Source organism: Pseudomonas sp. AU11447, assembly GCF_001672555.2.
Classification (GTDB): Bacteria; Pseudomonadota; Gammaproteobacteria; order Pseudomonadales; family Pseudomonadaceae; genus Pseudomonas; species Pseudomonas nitroreducens.
The window spans coordinates 29,080-47,182 of the sequence record NZ_LZDG02000062.1; the positions used below are offsets into that span (position 1 = coordinate 29,080).

The window sequence follows — 18,103 nt, forward strand, 5'->3', positions numbered from 1 at the left end:
AGCGAGCGTTTGATCAGCGCCAGCAGCTATCCACGCTGCCGGCGCTGGTGCCGCGCTGGCCCTGGTGGTCGAGGGTGAAGTCGCCGCATTCGCTGTCACCGGCCTGGGCGCCCCGGCGCAGGGCAGTCAGGCGGTAGCTGCGGGTGTTGCCGTCGATGAACTCGGCCTGCAGTTCATAAAGCTGGTGCGGCGACAGGCGTTTGCCATCGACCAGCGGGTAACCGAAGGCCAGCCGGGTCGCGGCATCGGTGTACTTGCTGTATTGCGCCAGGTAGCGCTCCTGCTGTGCGGCGGCGTCGCGCAGCAGTGTCTGGGCCTCGCTGCGATTGGCGCGCAGGACGTACTGGCGATAGTTGGGGATGGCGATGCCGGCCAGCAGCGCGAGGATGCAGACCACCACCATCAGCTCGATCAGCGTGAAGCCTCGCGCGCGGCTTGCGAGCGTGCGTGCGGACATCAGGGATACCCCGTGGGCAGGTTGAAATTCAGGATCTGCCAGTTGAAGCGGCCCTGGTTGACCGGGTCGAAGAGCTGCACGGGCAGACGGCTGCCGTCGGGGGTGTAGAGGTTGCCGCCGACGCGCGTCACCGGACCGTCGATCCGGATGCCGCTGGCACGCTCACTGAAGGAGCCGTCGCCGGCCAGGTCGAAGACATTGAAGTCCAGCGCGCCGCCGGTCTTCGGGTCGACTGCCAGCAACCAGTAGGTGATCCCGGCGCTGCAGGGGTCGGCATTGGGCTTGCTGACGGTGACGAAGAGTACGTCGCCGAGCATGAAGGGCTGGTCGAGGATCATCTCGCTGTCGGCCAGATCGAAGTACCAGCCACGGATGCCGACACCACGTTTACCGCTGCTGTCCCAGCTCACGCTGGCGCTGCTCAGTTGCCGGACCAGAGTGCTGCCGCCGCTGTGGCTGACGGTTTCCTCGGTGAGCGTCTGCTTCTGCAGGTCGCCCAGTCTGGTCAGGGTGGCAGGATCGCCGGCGCCATCGACGTGGGCGAGGTAGTCGGTCTGGTCCCAGAACCCATAGAGCGATTGCGCGGTGGCCGGGCCTTCCTTGTCGCTGCCTTCGAAGTACTTGCCCGTGCCGGCCAGCACCAGCTGCCCGCCGCGTGGGTGCTGGGTGACTTCCGGCGCCGCGCTCACAGCCTGGCCCCGTGCGCTGGCGAGGCTGGCCAGCAGGCTTGCCTTGGCATCGATGCCGCCTTGGCGATACAGGTTGCCCTGAAGGCTGCCGTAATAGCGCTGGGCGAGTTCTCCGGGGCTGGCGGCCTGGGTCCAGGCGACCGTGCTGGCGACGTCACCGTCGCCGCCGGAGGCGTGGCTGGCGGCATCGATCCGGCCGTCGGCCAGGCGGATCGACAGCGAATAGCCCTTGCCCGCGTCGTAGCCATTGCCGGTGAGCACGTAGGGCTCGCCGTCGGAGTGGGTGATGACCGGGCGCTCCAGCAGGTAGCCGAAGTCGATGGTCTTGCCGTCGCGGCTGGCGGCGCTGGCGCTGTGCTCCCAGAGCAGCCTGGGGGTGTCCGGATCGGTGATGTCCAGGGCGAACAGGCCGCGCCCGCCCCGCCCGGGCGCCATGACCAGCACGCTGTGCCAGGCACCGTCGAAGTAGACGTCCTGGGTGACGGCACTGCCGTCGACGAAGAAGCGATGCAGGTTGTTGGTGTTTTCCTCTTCCGAGCGTCCTGCGTAGTTCTTCGCCGGCAGGTAGTTGAGCTTGTCGACCACTGCCGCGGGGATGAACGCCCAGCGCTCCCGGCCGGTCTCGTCGAAGGCGTGTAGCATGCCGTCGTTGGCGCCGACGTAGATGCGCCGTTCGCGGTCGGCGTGGTCCTGGCGGAAGGCGTCGTAGCCGCTGGCGCCCGTGGCCTTCTCCAGGTAGTAGGTGACACTGGCGGGCGCACCGACGACCACCGGTGAGGAGTAGATGATGTCGCCCAGCAGGTGGTTGCGTGCACGGAAGGTGGCGTCTTCGTCGCTGCGGTCGCCGCTCAGCCAGGCAACGCGGCGTGCCCCGAGGTTGTCTCGGGTCTGGGTGCCGGGCGCCCTGTCCAGCTGCTCCTGCTGGGAGGCCGCGAGGTTGCCCCAGGCAAAGGCCTGGAGGTTTCCACTCGGGCGATCGGGGCGCGTGTTGATGTAGAGGCTGCGGCTGGCGGGGGAGCGCTGGTCGAGCTGGTTGCGGAAGGACAGCGCGGTATTGGCCTGGGCGTTGCCGTCGGCGTCGAGGCGGTATTGCAGGATGTCGCCGCTCCAGTCGGTGGGCTGGTAGCTGGCGCGGTAGAGGTGGGTGTCGGTGCTCAGCGAGGTCGAGCTGGCCCCTGCCGCGGCGACCGCCAGCTGGTTGGTGGAGATGCTGCTGACGATGGCCTGGAAGGCCTGCACCAGTTCGCTGGTGGAGTCGGCGCTGAAGAATTCGCCGCGGGAGTTCAGCGCACCGTGCCACAGCGCCGCCACCTTGCCTTCGTTGGCGGTCACTGTCATGCCATCGATGCTGGTGCTGCCGCTTGGGTTCGGCCAGCTCTTGCTGCCGTCGAGCAACTGCGGGTAGGAGCCCGAGTAGGTATCGCCGCCCCATTGCAGGTATTTCAGCGTCGGGCCGAGCCCCAGGCCGACGGTATAGGTGGTGACGTGCTGCCAGGTGGCCGGATCGTTCTTCGGGTTCCAGTAATCGTTGCCGTCGCGATAGCGCGGCGGGACCTTGTTGTCCAGGTCGGTGCGCGCATCGGTTGCCCAGCCGAGGAAGATGTTGTCGGCGAGGGTGTTGGACCACTTGTCGTAATAAGGCGCGGTGCCGGCGAAGGCCTTGCCGTCGGGCAGGGTGCGCGGGGTGCCGTCGGCATTGCTGCCGCCGGAGCCGTCGCCGAAGCCATCGGTCATCAGCAGGTGGTAGGTGGGACGACAGGCGTACTCGGTCTTCACGTCGCGCGTGGCGCCCGGCACGCGGGCATAGGGGTTGTAGGCCGTCGTGCTGGAGAGGTAGCTGTTGACCCGGTTCTGCGCCGTACCCAGCGGCGTGCCGCCACTGGCTGCCAGGCGCGCGGAGAAATTGAAGAATTCGGCCTTGTGCTGGCCGGTGAAGGAGGCGAGGGTCTGGTTGCCACAGGCGGTGGAATTCAGGTTGAAGCTGCTGCTGTAGCAGTTGTTCAGGCCCTGCCAGGTGACCCGGATATGCTCGGGCAGATCGAACAGGGCCAGGTTCGCCGCGGTGCGCGTGGCGAGCTGGCGGGTACGGTAGAAGGAAAACCAGTTGGCGTAGTTCTGCTGCTCGGCGGTGCTGGTCACCCATTTGGGGGTGAAGCAGGTCCGCGTGCAGGCGCTGGCGCTGGTGTAGGAGGAGTCGGCCGCGCAGTTCTGCACCGCGCTCAGGGTGCTGGTCGCCACGTTGCGCGCGTGCGGGCAGGCGGTGTCGAACTGGTAGTAGTGGGCGTAGCGCTGGTAGGCATCGGTGCTGTTGACCGCCTGCGTGGCGTTCTGGCTGTAGCCGTTGCCGGTGTTCCTGTTCAGGTCCAGCGTGTTGGTCTGGATGGTGAGGAAACCGTCGTAGAAGGCCTTGTCGAAACTGGTGGTGTAGCGCTCGCTGGTGAGGCGCCCACCACTGAAGGTGACTTTCCAGGGCGCGTCGTAGGTGATCGCCGGGTTGTAGTACATCGGGTTGTACGACGAGGAGCGGTTGGCGATGGTGTAGGAGCTCATGCCGTCGGGCGTGTAGGCACTGGTCATGCTGCCGGAGTCGTCGAGGGTGACGATCAGGTTCGGCGAGACGCCCTCGACCAGGAACAGCGGCGCCTGGCTCGGGGTGGCCGCCAGCGCGTTGGCGGCGGCGAGCAGGGCGGCGCCCAGCAGTGCGCCGCGCAGGAGGTTCTCAGCGCTGCACACGGGCGTACTCCTGCAGGCGCACCTGGGCCTGGTCGGTAATGCCGGTGGCAAGGGCGTTCACCTGCAGCAGCAGGGTGCCGCTGCCGGCCAGGCAGTCGGCCATGGCGCTGGAGGAGCGGCTTTCGCACTGGGCGGCCACGTACCAGCGTGGCGCGCGGCTGAGTTCGTCCAGCTCGTCCGGGCTGGCGAGGTCGTTGCCGCGGTAGGTGCGTGCCTTGGTGATGAGGGCGCTGCTGGCCGAGTCGGAAGGGTTCAGCCAGAGACGGTCGCAGAGCAGCACCTGCTGCTGGTCCTGCGCGGTATCGATGCAGTCGTCGAGCGTGCCCACCGCCATGCTTGGGCTGTGGCGGCTACGGTACAGCGCCTCGTTGACGGCCGAGGTGGCGCCGCCCAGCGCTGCCTGGTAGTCGCGGGCGTCGGCGAGGCTGTTGTCCAGCAGCAGGCCGCTGCGCAGGTTGCCCAGGGTCAGGATGCTCAGGCCGAGCAGCAGGATCAGGGCGATCAGCAGGGTCTGGCCGCGTTGCCGGTTCATGGCTGGTTCCTCAGGTAGAGCGTCTGCGCGAAGGCACTGCACAGCCCGCGCGTGCCGGTGTCTTTCTGCTGGTCGCCGAGCGGGTCCGGATAGCTGCAGTTCTCCGGCAGCAGCGGGCGGGTCGAGGTCAGCACCAGGCCGACACGGACCTGGTTGAGCGAGGCGTCGACGAAACGCAGGTCGTGGATGCCCGTGGCGAGTACTACCTCGCCGGCCGAAGCGCTGTTGTTGGTCTTGCAGCGCAGTTCGCCGCCGGAGAAGTGCAGGTGACTCACCAGTACCTGCGGCGTGCCGCTATCGGCATCGCTGTAGAGCGCGCCACCGCTGCAATCCTGCAGGAACTGCGCATCGACCCGCTGCGAGCGCTGGTAGCGCAGGCACAGACCCTTGCCGTCGGCGTCGACGCTGCTGGCCTTGCCAGTGCCAAAGCTGCAGCCGGTACGGCTGTCGGTCAGCGAAGGGAAGGGGCCGTCGCGATCGAGGATGAAGTCGAATTGCGTGGCGTCCTGCGCCACGGCATGGCGTTGCCAGGCGACGTAACCGGCATGCCCGGCCTCGTTCTGCAGCAGGTCGAGGATGAAGCGCGCGCGGCTCTGGTTCTGCTGCTGGGCATTGTTGAAGGCGGCGTGGTCGCTGCCCGACAGGTAGATCTGCAGCACGGTGAACAGCACCAGGGTGCCGAGCGCCAGCGCCACCATGAGCTCGATCAGTGACAGGCCTTTCTGTGTGCTGGCGTTCATGGCTGGAAACTCAGTCGATAGCGCTCGACGCCACCGTCAGCGTCCGCGCTCAGGCAGGCGGAGTCGGCGTCCTCGGCAACGGTCGGGCTGCCGCTGCGGCAGTTGCGGCTGTGCCAGGCGAGCTGGATCAGCAGCAGCGGTTGTTCGGCGCCGCTGGCGCAGGATTTGCCGTCGCGGGTGGCGCAGATGAAGGTGGAGTCCTTGAGCAGTTCGTCGTCGGTGACGAGCCGGCGCTGCACCTGCGCCGTCCAGCAGGCCAGCTCGCGACGAATCCTGTCGCTCGTGCCGAGCCCGCTGGTGACGCAGGATTCGCCGCTGCCCAGGCTGGGGAAGGCGCTGCCCTTGGCTACCAGGAATGCCGCATCGCCCTTGAGCTTGCCGTTGCGGACCAGCCCTTCGCGATTGGCCTGCATGCTGCGGGCGAGATCGGCAGCGAGGAGGATCGCGTTCTGCCGCTGCTGGCTGTCGTGGGCGTAGCTGATGCTGCGCGCCTGCAGGGCCAGCATGCCCAGCAGCGCCACGCTGGTGAGCATCACCGCGACCATGACCTCGATCAGGTAGAAGCCCCGTTCGCCGCGCACTGGCTTCATTCGCATACCCAGACTGCCCCGCTGCGTTGCAGGCAGACCTTGCTGCTGTAGCTGCCGGAAGCAAGGGTGAAGACCAGCGGGTAGTCGAGGCCGGATTCGGCGATGCCGTTGCCGTCGAAGACCACCCGCGCGGCGCTGGTGCTGGTCTGGACCTGCACCTTGGCCGAGTCGTCCAGCTGGGCGCGCCGCAGTTCGATGGCCTGGCTGCCAGCCAGGTCGCCGCCACGTCGCTGGGACACCACCAGCATCGAAGTCCAGTCGCCACTCGCTTGCGGTGTGACGCTGATTTCCTGGTGGCTGATCTGCGCCTGCGCGCGGGCATATTGCAGCAGGGCGATCAGTTGCTTGCCGCCGCTCTGGGCGCGGTTGCGATTGATCAGCAGGTCGAAGGAGGGCACTGCGATACCCAGCAGGATCGCCAGGATCGCGATGGTCACCAGGGTCTCGACCAGGGTGATGCCGCGTTGGCTCGCAAGCCGGGTGAAGGTAGCACTACGGGGTGAATCCATGTTCTCGCCATCGACTGGGGTGCGCCGGGCGCAGCCTTCCGTGCCAGTGCACGGTCCTTGATGGCGAGGTTTTTATCGCGATGAGCGGGAGGGGCGATTTAAGACGATTCTTAAAGACGGCGATCACCTGCGCGGCATGTGGTCGCGTTCACGGCAGAGCCTTCCTGCTCAGCCACCGAGCAGGAAATTACCCCGTGACGGCGCGTCGTCTCCTTCCAGCGCGGGCAGCTGCGCCTCGTCCTTCAGGTTCACTCCCGACAGCTGCCGGCGGCACGCCTCGCGCATCAGGTAGAGCAGGCGGTGTGTGGCCAGGCCGTAGCTCAATCCCTCCAGGCGCACGTTGGAGATGCAGTTGCGGTAGGCGTCGTTCAGGCCGACCTTTGGTGCCCAGGTGAAGTACAGGCCGAGGCTGTCCGGTGATGACAGGCCGGGGCGCTCGCCGATCAGGATCACCACCATCTTCGCCCGCAGCAACTCGGCCACTTCATCCGCGACGGCGACGCGGCCCTGTTGCACCAGTGCGATCGGCGACAGGCTCCAGCCTTCGTTGCGCGCCTGTTCCTCCATGCGTTCGAGGAAGGGCAGGCTGTGGCGCTGCACGGCCAGCGAGGAAAGGCCGTCGGCGATCACCACGGCGAGGTCGTAGCCTTGCGGATGGCGGTCGGCATGGCGGCGCAGGATATCTACCGAATCTTCGTTCAGGCGGCGGCCGAGATCGGGGCGTTGCAGATAGGTGTCGCGGTCGGCGGCGGCGCTGTGCAGCAGCAACGTCTCGCGGCCGCGTTCGGCCAGTTGCGCGGCAAGGCCATCGCGGTCGAAGGGCAGGTGCACGGCGTCGCGCGCCTGGGCGTGGGCGAACTGGAAATCCAGCTGCGCGCCGGTCGGCAGGCTGGTGCCGGCGCGGCCCAGGGCGATGCGCGCGGAGGTCAGCCGGCGCAGCTCCTGCCAGGGGTTGGGGGTGAAGCTGTCGCTCATCGAAAACTCCTCAGGCGAGCGGCCCTCAGGACAGTTGCGCAAGCGCGTGGCGGAAGGCGCCGGGAAGCTGGTTGGCCATGTGCACGCGGCCGTCCTGCTGGCGGAGGATTTCCATGCGCGCAAGCCACGCCTCGAACTCCGGCGCCGGCCTCAGGCCCAGCGTCTGGCGCGCATAGAGCGCGTCGTGGAAGGAGGTGGTCTGGTAGTTGAGCATCACGTCGTCGGAGCCGGGGATGCCCATGATGAAGTTGATGCCGGCCACGCCCAGCAGGGTCAGGAGCATGTCCATGTCGTCCTGGTCGGCCTCGGCGTGGTTGGTGTAGCAGATGTCGCAGCCCATGGGCACGCCGAGCAGCTTGGCGCAGAAATGATCCTCCAGCCCGGCGCGGATGATCTGCTTGCCGTTGTACAGGTACTCCGGGCCGATGAAGCCGACCACGGTGTTCACCAGGAACGGCTTGAAGTGCCGCGCCACCGCGTAGGCGCGGGTCTCGCAGGTCTGCTGGTCGACGCCGTGGTGGGCGTTGGCGGACAGCGCGCTGCCCTGGCCGGTCTCGAAGTACATGAGGTTGTCGCCCAGGGTGCCGCGTTTCTGCGACAGCCCGGCCTCGTAGCCTTCCTTCAGGATCGACAGGCTCACGCCGAAGCTGGCGTTGGCCGCTTCGGTACCGGCGATGGACTGGAACACCAGGTCCAGCGGCGCGCCGCGGTTGATCGCCTCGATGGAGCTGGTGACGTGGGTGAGCACGCAGGACTGGGTGGGAATCTCGTAGCGCTGGATGATCGCGTCGAGCATCTCCAGCAGCGTGCAGATCGATTGCAGGCTGTCGGTGGCCGGGTTGATGCCGAGCATGGCGTCACCGTTGCCGTAGAGCAGGCCATCGAGCACGCTGGCGGCGATGCCGGCCGGGTCGTCCGTGGGGTGGTTGGGTTGCAGCCGCGTGGACATGCGCCCACGCAAGCCCATGGTGTTGCGGAAGCGGGTGACCACGCGGACCTTCTGCGCGACCAGCACCAGGTCCTGCACGCGCATGATCTTCGACACTGCCGCCGCCATTTCCGGCGTCAGCCCCGGCGCCAGGGCACGCAGGCTGGCTTCGTCGGCGGCATCGCCGAGCAGCCAGTCGCGCAGGCCACCCACCGTGAGGTGGCTGACCGGGGCGAAGGCTTCACGATCATGGGTATCGATGATCAGCCGGGTGACTTCGTCGCTCTCGTAGGGGATCAGCGCTTCGTCGAGGAAGTGCTTGAGCGGGATGTCGGCCAGCGCCATCTGCGCAGCGACGCGCTCGGCGTCGCTGCCCGCGGCGACCCCGGCGAGGCGGTCGCCGGAGCGCGCCGGGCTGGCCTTGGCCATCACCTCGCGCAGGCTGTCGAAGCGCCAGGTCTGGCCACCGATACTGTGGGCGAATCCGGACATGCCGACCTCTCTCAACCCTGGCTGGCGAACGACGCGTCGGTGCCGCGATTGAGGCTGATGACGATGCTGCAGCAGGAGCAGCCGCCGATCATCAGCACCAGGAACACCGAGGCGATGACGCTGTTGAACCAGAGCATCGCGGCTAGGCAGACCAGCGCCAGCACCAGCGCGATGGCCGGCACCACCGGGTAGCCCGGTGCGCGGAAGCTGCGCTCCAGGTCCGGCTCGCTGCGGCGCAGCTTGAACAGGCTGAACATGCTCATGATGTACATGACGATGGCGCCGAACACGCTCATGGTGATCATCGCCGCGGTCAGGGTCATGCCCTGCAGGCTGATCAGGCTGTCGCTGAAGATCGCCGCGATGCCCACGGCGCCGCCGGCGAGGATGGCGCGGTGCGGCGTCTGGAAGCGCGACAGCTTGGCCAGCCCGCGGGGCAGGAAGCCGGCACGGGCGAGGGCGAAGAACTGCCGCGAGTAGCCAAGGATGATCCCGTGGAAGCTCGCCACCAGGCCGAACAGGCCGATCCACACCAGCATGTGCATCCAGGTGGAGTTGTTGCCGACCACGGCTTTCATCGCCTGCGGCAGCGGGTCGTTGATGTTCGACAGTGCGCGCCAGTCGCCCACGCCGCCGGCGAAGATCATCACGCCGATGGCCAGCGTCACCAGGGTCAGGATGCCGGCGATGTAGGCGCGCGGGATGGTGCGTTTCGGGTCCTTCGCTTCCTCGGCGGCCATGGCTGCGCCCTCGATGGCGAGGAAGAACCAGATGGCGAACGGAATGGCGGCGAAGATGCCGGCCATGGCCGGGGCGCCGAACACGTCCGAGCCGGCCCAGCCATTGAGCACGAAGTTGCTGAAGCTGAAGCCCGGCGCCACCACGCCCATGAACACCAGCAGCTCGGCTACCGCCAGCACCGTCACCACCAGTTCGAAGGTGGCGGCGATGCTCACGCCGAGGATGTTCAGGGTCATGAAGATCACGTAGGCGCCGGTGGCGGCCCACTTCGGATCGAGGCCGGGGAACTGCACGTTGAGGTAGGCGCCGATGGCCATGGCGATGGCCGGCGGGGCGAAGACGAACTCGATCAGTGTGGCGATGCCGGCGATCATCCCGCCGGTCTTGCCGAACGCCCGCAGGCTATAGGCGAAGGGGCCGCCGGCATGGGGAATGGCGGTGGTCAGCTCGGTGTAACTGAAGATGAAGCAGGTGTACATCACCGCGACAATCAGCGTGGTGACGAGGAAGCCCAGGGTGCCGGCGGCGGCCCAGCCGTAGCTCCAGCCGAAGTACTCGCCGGAGATCACCAGGCCCACGGCGAGCCCCCAGAGGTGCAGGGTGCCCAGCGTTGGTTTGAGTTGTGATGCGCTCATTGTTGTTATTCCTCTCTCCGCAAGGGGTAGGCCGCAGATGGCGGGCCGCAGGGGCGTGGACGGATACCTGAGCCTCGATGGTAGTGGCGCACTGCCGCGCAAGACTTGACCGCTGGAACCGGCTTTCGCCGCGCAGGGTCAACTGGCTGTTACCCATTGCCCCACACGGCGCCCGGTGCCCGTTTCTGGTGCCCAATTCCTCGCATCTGCCCTCTGCTGTGGCAGCTGCAGGCCAGGCGTGGCGCCGTGTCCGGCTGATCGGTAATGCATGGCGAGGCACGGGAATTGCTTTGTTTATTCGTTCCCTTCTTTCCGGGAGCCATGTGCCTTGCGCGTCTCAAAACAAGATCGGTAACCGACATGAGCCAGCCTCTGTTTTCTCCGTCCGGCCTTAGCCTGCCCCTGGCCAGCAATATCGGCGTGCTGTCTGCTGCCGCCAGCGGCCTGGGTCGTTTCATCGGCGACCAGGGCGGGGACATCGACCGCGTCTTCGGCCGCGCCGGCATCGACCCCGAGCGCCTGCTGCATCCCACCCTGAGCCTGGCGCTGACCAACTATTGCCAGGTGCTGGAAGAAGCAGCGCGGCAGTCGGGCTGTGACAACTTCGGGCTGCGCTACGGCGAGCAGTTCCGCCCGCGCGAACTGGGCCTGCTGGGCTACGTCGGGCTGTGCTCGGAGACGCTGGAAGACGCGCTGAAGAACTTCGCCGCCGCCTTCCCCTATCACCAGCACGACACGCTGATCCGCCTGGTGGATTGCGGCGAGTGCTATCGCTTCGACTACCAGGTCCGCCACGGCGCGATCCTCGACCGCCGCCAGGACGCCGAGCTGACCCTGGGCATGGCGCTGAACCTGATGCGCCATGCGCTCGGCGCCGAATGGGCGCCGCGTGCGGTGAGCTTCGAGCATGCACGGCCCGAAGGCTGGCAGGAGCATGGCCGGGTGTTCGACGCGCCGGTGCTGTTCCAGCGCGGCTGCAACTCGATGCTGATTCCCAAGCGCGACCTCTATGGCCGGCAGATGCCCGAGCGCGACGCCAACCTGCTGTTCCTGGTGCAGGACGTGATCCGCCGACTGGGCGAGCAGGGCGGCGCGCCCAATCTGGTGGAAGACGCCGGCACGCAGATTCGCCTGGCTCTCAGTGACGGCGAGCCCTCGCTGGAACTGATCGCCGAGCAGCTGGAGCTCACCACCGCGGGCCTGCAGCGGCGCCTGCGCGAGGCTGGGCTGAGCTTCAGCCAACTGGTGGAAAACACCCGCCGCGAACTGGCACTGCACTACCTGCGCCAGCCGCAACGGCCGATTTCCGAGCTGGCGCCGTTGCTCGGCTACTCCGAGACCAGCGCCTTCTCCCGCGCCTTCCGCCGCTGGTTTGGCGTGAGCCCGCGGCAGTGGCGAAGTGACGCAAGCTGACCTTTTCCTTGTAGGAGCGAGGGGGGCGCCTAGCTCTTGCTCGCGAACGGATTGTCCGGCGGCTCAGGTGCCGGGCGGGTTCGCGAGCAAGCTCGCTCCTACGAAAAGCATTCGTCCGGCGCGCTTTTCAGGCATAAAAAAGCGCGGCCCGTGGGCCGCGCAAAGATCGATTCGGGGGAGGCCGCCCGGCGAGCCGGGCGGGGTCAATCAGCTGCGCGCAATCAGAAGAAGCCCAGCGGGTTGATGTCGTAGCTCACCAGCAGGTTCTTGGTCTGCTGGTAGTGGTCGAGCATCATCTTGTGGGTCTCGCGGCCCACGCCGGATTTCTTGTAGCCACCGAAGGCGGCGTGCGCCGGGTACAGGTGGTAGCAGTTGGTCCATACGCGGCCGGCCTTGATGCCGCGGCCCATGCGATACGCGCGGTTGATGTCGCGGGTCCAGACGCCGGCGCCCAGGCCGTACTCGGTGTCGTTGGCAATCGCCAGTGCTTCGGCTTCGTCCTTGAAGGTGGTCACACCGACCACCGGCCCGAAGATTTCCTCCTGGAACACGCGCATCTTGTTGCTGCCCTTGAGCAGCGTCGGCTGGATGTAATAGCCGGTGGACAGGTTGCCGTCGAGCTTCTCGACCGAGCCGCCGACCAGGATCTGAGCGCCTTCCTGCTGGGCGATATCGAGGTAGGAAAGAATCTTCTCGTACTGCTGCTGCGAGGCCTGGGCGCCGACCATGGTGTCGGTGTCCAGCGGGTCGCCGCGCTTGATCGCCTTCACCTTCTTCATCACCACGTCCATGAACTGCGGGTAGATGGACTCCTGCACCAGTGCGCGGGACGGGCAGGTGCACACCTCGCCCTGGTTGAAGAAGGCCAGCACCAGGCCTTCGGCGGCCTTCTCGATGAAGGTCGGCTCGGCCTGCATGATGTCTTCGAAGTAGATGTTCGGGCTCTTGCCGCCCAACTCCACGGTGGACGGAATGATGTTCTCGGCGGCGCACTTGAGGATGTGCGAGCCCACCGGGGTCGAGCCGGTGAAGGCGATCTTGGCGATGCGCTTGCTGGTGGCCAGCGCTTCACCTGCCTCCTTGCCGAAGCCCTGGACGACGTTGAGTACGCCCTTGGGCAGCAGGTCGCCGATCAGCTCCATCAGCACGCAGATGCCCAGCGGGGTCTGCTCGGCCGGCTTGAGCACGATGCAGTTGCCGGCGGCCAGCGCCGGGGCGAGTTTCCACGCGGCCATCAGTAGCGGGAAGTTCCACGGGATGATCTGCCCGACCACGCCCAGCGGTTCATGGATGTGGTACGCGACGGTGCTGTCGTTGATCTCGGCGGCGCTGCCTTCCTGTGCGCGGATGCAGCCGGCGAAGTAGCGGAAGTGGTCCGCAGCCAGCGGGATGTCGGCGTTGAGGGTTTCGCGCACCGGCTTGCCGTTGTCCCAGGTTTCGGTGACAGCCAGCAGTTCCAGGTTCTGTTCGATGCGGTCGGCGATCTTCAGCAGCACCAGCGAGCGGTCCTGCACCGAGGTGCGGCCCCAGGCGTCGGCGGCGGCATGGGCGGCGTCCAGCGCCTTGTCGATGTCTTCGGCGGTGGAGCGGGGGAATTCGGCGATGGGCTGGCCATTCACCGGCGAGGTGTTGGTGAAGTACTGACCCTTCACCGGCGGGACGAACTCGCCGCCGATGTAGTTGCCGTAGCGCGCCTTGAACGAAACGATGGCGCCTTCGCTACCGGGATGGGCATAACGCATGGTCGGATCTCCTGGGTCTTGTGCTTGTTGGGGAGGACGTTGAACAAGCGTAGAGCAAGGGCCGGGCCATGCCAGTGAAAGCCCCGCGCCGCTTGGGTTGCGGCGAATCGAGCCGGGCGCCGGAAATCGCCCTGTAACGCCCCTGGCACAGGGCTGGGTGACACTTTGTCCCGTATTCGTGACAGTCGTGACCTGACGGTCGGACAAGCGTTGCATTGGTTGGGCGCGTGGGGGATGCTGTCCTGCATTCCGACGAATTGTCTGACAAACAGTCGCAGGAATCCGGGGCTGCCTCCCCGTCCCCCAAGCGGAGAACAACAAGAATGCGCGCCAACGATTTGAGCCGCCACGCCCGCCAGGTCATGACCGTGGCCGAGGGCAAGGCCCACGCCGGAGCGCCCGGTGCGGACCCGTCCATCGCCCGCTCCTGGATGCGCTGCCTGGAGCAGTACCACCTCGACCCGGCGCAACCCATGGCGCCGACGGTGCTGGAACATGCGCGCATGCTCGAAGTCCGCGAGCACCATCGCCAGGTGCTGGAAATCGCCAGCGGCGAGATGAACAGCCTGCACCAGCAGCTCTCCGGCGCCGGCCATGCGGTGCTGCTCACGGACTCCCGTGGCGTCATTCTCAATTGCGTGAGTGAAGCCGCCGAGCGCCGCACCTTCGAGCAGGCCGGGCTGTGGCTCGGCGCCGACTGGAGCGAGGCGCGCGAGGGCACCAACGGTATAGGCACCTGCCTGGTGGAGCGCCAGGCGCTGACCATTCACCAGGACGAACATTTCCGCAGCCGCCACACCGGGCTGACCTGCTCGGCCAGCCCGGTGTTCGACCCGCAGGGCGAGTTGCTGGCGGTGCTCGACGTTTCTTCCGCGCGCCGCGACGTGTCGCGGCAGAGCCAGTTCCACACCATGGCGCTGGTCAACCTGTCGGCCAAGGCCATCGAGAGCTGCTACTTCCTGCGGCATTTCGAGGACCAGTGGCTGCTGCGCTTCCACCTGCAGCCGGACGGCCTCGGCCTGTTCAGCGAAGGCCTGCTGGCCTTCGGCGCTGACGGGCGAATCCGCGCGGCAAACCAGAGCGCGATCAACCTGCTCGGCAGCCGCCGTGACAGTCTCATTGGCCGCTCCCTGGAGCAATTCTTCGATTGCCGGCTGGACGACCTGTTCAGCCGCGCCGACCCGCAGCCCAATGCCAGTTGGCCGCTGCGCACCCACGCTGGCCGCACTCTCTATGCGCTGCTGCGCGGCCAGCGTCCCATCGCCGCCGCGCCGGTGCTGCCGCGTGCGCCGCTGGCGAAAGGGCTGTGCATCGACGATCCGCAACTGGCCCATGATTTCCGCCGGGCGCTGAAGGTCTATGCCCACGACGTGCCGCTGCTGCTGCAGGGCGAGACCGGCACCGGCAAGGAAGCTTTCGCCCGCGCCGTACACCTGGGTGGCGAACGTGCCGGCAAGGCTTTCGTCGCGCTGAACTGCGCGGCGATCCCCGAGACCCTGATCGAGAGCGAGTTGTTCGGCTACCGCGGCGGCAGCTTCACCGGCGCGCGCAAGGAAGGCATGCGCGGCAAGTTGCAGCAGGCCGACGGCGGCACGCTGTTCCTCGACGAGATCGGCGACATGCCGCTGGCGTTGCAGACACGCCTGCTGCGCGTGCTGGAGGAGCGCCAGGTAGTGCCCATCGGCGGCGAGCCGCAGGACGTCGATATCCGCCTGATCAGCGCCAGCCACCGTGACCTGGAAGCGCTGGTGGCCGCTGGGCAGTTCCGTGAAGACCTCTACTATCGCCTCAATGGTTTGGTCGTCGCATTGCCGCCGCTGCGCGAGCGCGAAGACCGCGGTGCGTTGCTCGATCATTTGCTGGCTGAGGAGAGCAAGGGCCGCTCGGTACGGCTGGACGACGACGTGCGCCGGCACCTGCTGGACTTCCCCTGGCCGGGCAACGTGCGCCAGCTGCGCAACGTGTTGCGCACGCTCTGTGCGCTGTGCGAGGGCGGACGCATCCAGATGGCGGACCTGCCGCCGGACCTGCGCCGTACTTCGGTTCCCGTTCTTGTCGCGGTACCGGTGAGCGAGGACGGCGGCGACACCCTCGGCGCCGCCGAGCGCGACGCACTGCTGGCGGTGCTGGAAGCGCAGCGCTGGCACGTCAGCCGCGCCGCGCAGCAGCTCGGCATCAGCCGCAACACGCTGTACCGCAAGCTCAATCGCCATGGCCTGAGCCGCAGGAGCCCCTCACCCTAGCCCTCTCCCCGAGGGAGAGGGGACCGTTCGGTGCAGGATGAAACTGTGGTGTCAGCCGGCGCGGCCAGCTCCCTCTCCCTGAGGGAGAGGGCTGGGGTGAGGGGGATGCACGGGAACGGCTATCCCGGGAAATGACTGCTGCTTTTCCTCATCCTTTGATCTGCGCCCCTCGATATCGGAAAGTGACTCGCTTCACCACCCACCGGGAACCGCCTCCCCACCTCGTCGTCTGATGCCCCGGCGGCGGGCCGCGCGGGGGCGCGCTGTGCTACTCTGCCGGCCATTCGAAGCGCCTGGAAAGGCTTGATTGCAGGAGTCTGCATGCATATCCACATCCTCGGCATCTGCGGCACCTTCATGGGCTCGCTGGCCGTCCTGGCCAAGGAGCTGGGCCACCGCGTGACCGGTTCCGACGCCAACGTCTACCCGCCCATGAGCACCCAGCTGCAAGCCCAGGGCATCGAGCTGATGCAGGGCTACGACCCCGCGCACCTGGAGCCGGCCCCGGACCTGGTGGTAGTCGGCAACGCGCTGTCGCGCGGCAACCCTGCCGTGGAATACGTCCTGAACAAGGGCCTGCCCTACGTTTCCGGCCCGCAGTGGCTGGCCGACCACGTGCTGCAGGGCCGCTGGGTCCTGGCGGCCGCCGGCACCCACGGCAAGACCACCACCAGCAGCATGCTGGCCTGGGTGCTGGAACATGCCGGCATGAGCCCGGGCTTCCTGATCGGCGGTGTGCCGCAGAACTTCGGCGTCTCCGCGCGCCTGGGCGGCACGCCGTTCTTCGTGGTCGAGGCCGACGAGTACGACAGCGCCTTCTTCGACAAGCGCTCGAAGTTCGTTCACTACCACCCGCGCACGGCGATCCTCAACAACCTGGAATTCGACCACGCGGACATCTTCCCCGACCTCGCCGCCATCGAGCGGCAGTTCCACCACCTGGTGCGGACCATTCCCGGTGAAGGCCTGGTCATCCACCCCACCTCCGAAACCGCGCTCAAGCGCGTGATCGACATGGGTTGCTGGACGCCGGTACAAACCACCGGCGAAGGCGGCCAGTGGCAGGCGCGCCTGCTCAGCGAAGACGGTTCGCACTTCGAGGTCCTCTTCGACGGCAAACCCCAGGGCACCGTGGACTGGGAACTGACCGGCCAGCACAACGTCGCCAACGCCCTGGCCTGCCTCGCGGCGGCCCGTCATGTCGGTGTGGTGCCGGAGCTGGGCTGCGCCGCGCTGTCGGCCTTCAAGAGCGTCAAGCGGCGCATGGAGAAGGTCGCCGAGGTCAAAGGCGTGACCATCTACGACGACTTCGCCCACCACCCGACCGCCATCGCCACTACTCTCGATGGCCTGCGCAAGCGCGTCGGTGATGCGAAGGTCATTGCCGTGGTCGAGCCGCGCTCCAATTCCATGAAGCTTGGCGCCCACCGCGACGGCCTGCCGGAGTCCGTGGTGCAGGCTGACAACGTGTTCTGGTACGCGCCGCCGAACCTCGGCTGGGACCTGGCCGCCACCGTGGCCGGCTCCACCGTGCCCACGCAAGTGTGCGATTCGCTGGACGCCATCATCGAGGGTGTGAAGGCCATCGCCACGCCGGGCACCCAGGTGGTGGTCATGAGCAACGGCGGTTTCGGCGGCCTGCACGGCAAGCTGGCCCAGGCGCTGGAGGGCTGAGCATGGCGGGAGCCGAACGCGTCACTCTTGCCATGACCGGCGCCTCCGGCGCCCAGTACGGCCTGCGCCTGCTCGACTGCCTGGTGCAGGAAGACCGCGAGGTGCACTTCCTCATCTCCAAGGCCGCGCAACTGGTGGTGGCCACCGAGACCGACGTGACCCTGCCGAGCAAGCCGCAGGCGATGCAGGCCTTCCTCAGCGAGTACACCGGCGCCGCGCCGGGGCAGATTCGCGTCTACGGCAAGGAAGACTGGATGGCCCCGGTGGCTTCCGGCTCCGGCGCGCCCAGCGCGATGGTGGTGGTGCCCTGCTCGACGGGGACGCTCTCGGCCATCGCCACCGGCGCCTGCAACAACCTGATCGAACGCGCCGCCGACGTGGCGCTGAAGGAGCGCCGCCAACTGATCCTGGTGCCGCGCGAGGCACCGTTCTCCAGCATCCACCTGGAGAACATGCTCAAGCTGTCCAATATGGGCGCGGTGATCCTGCCGGCCGCTCCGGGCTTCTATCACCAGCCGCAGACGGTGGACGACCTGATCGACTTCGTCGTCGCGCGCATCCTCAATCAACTGGGCATCCCCCAGGACATGCTGCCGCGCTGGGGCGAACACCATCTTGTCAGTGACGAATAAGCTCCTCGCCGCCCTGCTGCTGTTGCAACTGGGCGGTTGCGCCACCGTGAAGACCCTCAACGACAGCCGTCCCGGCGACCCGCTGATCTACGCCGGCACCCGGCTGGACTGGTATTCGCTGAATGGCGGCTGCTGCCCGAAGGATCATTTCGGCACCGACGCACCGGCCTATCCCGGCCTCGACCTGCCGGGCAGCGCGCTGCTGGACACCTTGCTGCTGCCGCTGTCGATCGCCGCGGAACTGGGGGTTGGCCTGCAGGTGTGGGGCGGGAACTGAGTCCGTTCAGGTAGGGGCGAGGAGTGGCGGATAACCTGGTCCAGGCTATCCGTCCGACAGACCTGGCTGCCGTGATGAGCGTTCAGAGAGAGACCTCGTAG

The 18,103-nt window shown here is 67.1% G+C and carries 15 protein-coding genes; 5 read left to right on the plus strand and 10 right to left on the minus strand.

The features are described from left to right. Nucleotides 1–13 precede the first annotated feature (13 nt). The 9 genes from A6723_RS22950 to eat all read right to left on the minus strand — a co-directional run bounded on the left by A6723_RS22950 (nucleotide 14) and on the right by eat (nucleotide 10,021). A complete protein-coding gene (locus A6723_RS22950) occupies nucleotides 14–457 on the minus strand; it encodes a type IV pilin protein (RefSeq protein ID WP_054908339.1) in 444 nt (147 codons plus the stop codon). After that, on the minus strand, nucleotides 457–3,879 hold the full coding sequence (locus A6723_RS22955; protein ID WP_054908340.1) for a pilus assembly protein: 3,423 nt from the start codon (nucleotides 3,877–3,879) through the stop codon (nucleotides 457–459). Before A6723_RS22955 ends, A6723_RS22950 begins: the two co-directional genes overlap by 1 nt. Continuing rightward, nucleotides 3,866–4,411 (minus strand): hypothetical protein, encoded by a 546-nt coding sequence (locus A6723_RS22960; RefSeq protein WP_054908341.1) that lies wholly within the window; start codon nucleotides 4,409–4,411, stop codon nucleotides 3,866–3,868. The genes A6723_RS22955 and A6723_RS22960 overlap by 14 nt, the downstream gene beginning before the upstream one ends. Further along, a complete protein-coding gene (locus A6723_RS22965) occupies nucleotides 4,408–5,151 on the minus strand; it encodes a PilW family protein (protein ID WP_054908342.1) in 744 nt (247 codons plus the stop codon). The genes A6723_RS22960 and A6723_RS22965 overlap by 4 nt, the downstream gene beginning before the upstream one ends. Next, entirely contained in the window at nucleotides 5,148–5,741 is a 594-nt protein-coding gene (gene pilV, locus A6723_RS22970; protein ID WP_064979864.1) for a type IV pilus modification protein PilV, read from the minus strand. Before pilV ends, A6723_RS22965 begins: the two co-directional genes overlap by 4 nt. Next, nucleotides 5,738–6,250, minus strand: coding sequence for a GspH/FimT family pseudopilin (locus A6723_RS22975; RefSeq protein WP_054908344.1), 513 nt, complete (start codon nucleotides 6,248–6,250; stop codon nucleotides 5,738–5,740). Before A6723_RS22975 ends, pilV begins: the two co-directional genes overlap by 4 nt. Nucleotides 6,251–6,418: 168 nt before the next feature. Further along, on the minus strand, nucleotides 6,419–7,225 hold the full coding sequence (gene eutC / locus A6723_RS22980; protein WP_054908345.1) for an ethanolamine ammonia-lyase subunit EutC: 807 nt from the start codon (nucleotides 7,223–7,225) through the stop codon (nucleotides 6,419–6,421). A gap of 25 nt (nucleotides 7,226–7,250) precedes the next feature. Continuing rightward, on the minus strand, nucleotides 7,251–8,645 hold the full coding sequence (locus A6723_RS22985) for an ethanolamine ammonia-lyase subunit EutB (RefSeq protein WP_054908346.1): 1,395 nt from the start codon (nucleotides 8,643–8,645) through the stop codon (nucleotides 7,251–7,253). Between the two features lie 11 nt (nucleotides 8,646–8,656). Then, nucleotides 8,657–10,021, minus strand: a complete 1,365-nt coding sequence (gene eat / locus A6723_RS22990) for an ethanolamine permease (protein WP_054908347.1) — start codon at nucleotides 10,019–10,021, stop codon at nucleotides 8,657–8,659. A gap of 360 nt (nucleotides 10,022–10,381) precedes the next feature. On the opposite strand from eat, the gene A6723_RS22995 reads away from it, so the two are divergent. After that, nucleotides 10,382–11,434 (plus strand): AraC family transcriptional regulator, encoded by a 1,053-nt coding sequence (locus A6723_RS22995; RefSeq protein WP_054908348.1) that lies wholly within the window; start codon nucleotides 10,382–10,384, stop codon nucleotides 11,432–11,434. A gap of 221 nt (nucleotides 11,435–11,655) precedes the next feature. On the opposite strand, the gene A6723_RS23000 is transcribed toward A6723_RS22995, so the two are convergent. Beyond that, nucleotides 11,656–13,176, minus strand: coding sequence for an aldehyde dehydrogenase family protein (locus A6723_RS23000; protein WP_045217053.1), 1,521 nt, complete (start codon nucleotides 13,174–13,176; stop codon nucleotides 11,656–11,658). 323 nt (nucleotides 13,177–13,499) lie between these two features. On the opposite strand from A6723_RS23000, the gene A6723_RS23005 reads away from it, so the two are divergent. The 4 genes from A6723_RS23005 (at nucleotide 13,500) to A6723_RS23020 (ending at nucleotide 18,002) form a co-directional block, all read left to right on the plus strand. After that, entirely contained in the window at nucleotides 13,500–15,419 is a 1,920-nt protein-coding gene (locus A6723_RS23005) for a sigma-54-dependent Fis family transcriptional regulator (RefSeq protein WP_054908349.1), read from the plus strand. A gap of 321 nt (nucleotides 15,420–15,740) precedes the next feature. Next, the gene (mpl, locus tag A6723_RS23010; protein ID WP_054908350.1) at nucleotides 15,741–17,093 is read left to right on the plus strand and encodes a UDP-N-acetylmuramate:L-alanyl-gamma-D-glutamyl-meso-diaminopimelate ligase; all 1,353 of its coding nucleotides are present in this window, start codon (nucleotides 15,741–15,743) and stop codon (nucleotides 17,091–17,093) included. Nucleotides 17,094–17,095: 2 nt separating this feature from the next. Further along, on the plus strand, nucleotides 17,096–17,725 hold the full coding sequence (gene ubiX, locus A6723_RS23015; protein ID WP_017521701.1) for a flavin prenyltransferase UbiX: 630 nt from the start codon (nucleotides 17,096–17,098) through the stop codon (nucleotides 17,723–17,725). Next, nucleotides 17,715–18,002: a YceK/YidQ family lipoprotein gene (locus A6723_RS23020; protein ID WP_024764688.1), complete on the plus strand. Its 288-nt coding sequence runs from the start codon at nucleotides 17,715–17,717 to the stop codon at nucleotides 18,000–18,002. Before ubiX ends, A6723_RS23020 begins: the two co-directional genes overlap by 11 nt. The last annotated feature ends 101 nt before the right edge of the window (nucleotides 18,003–18,103 follow it).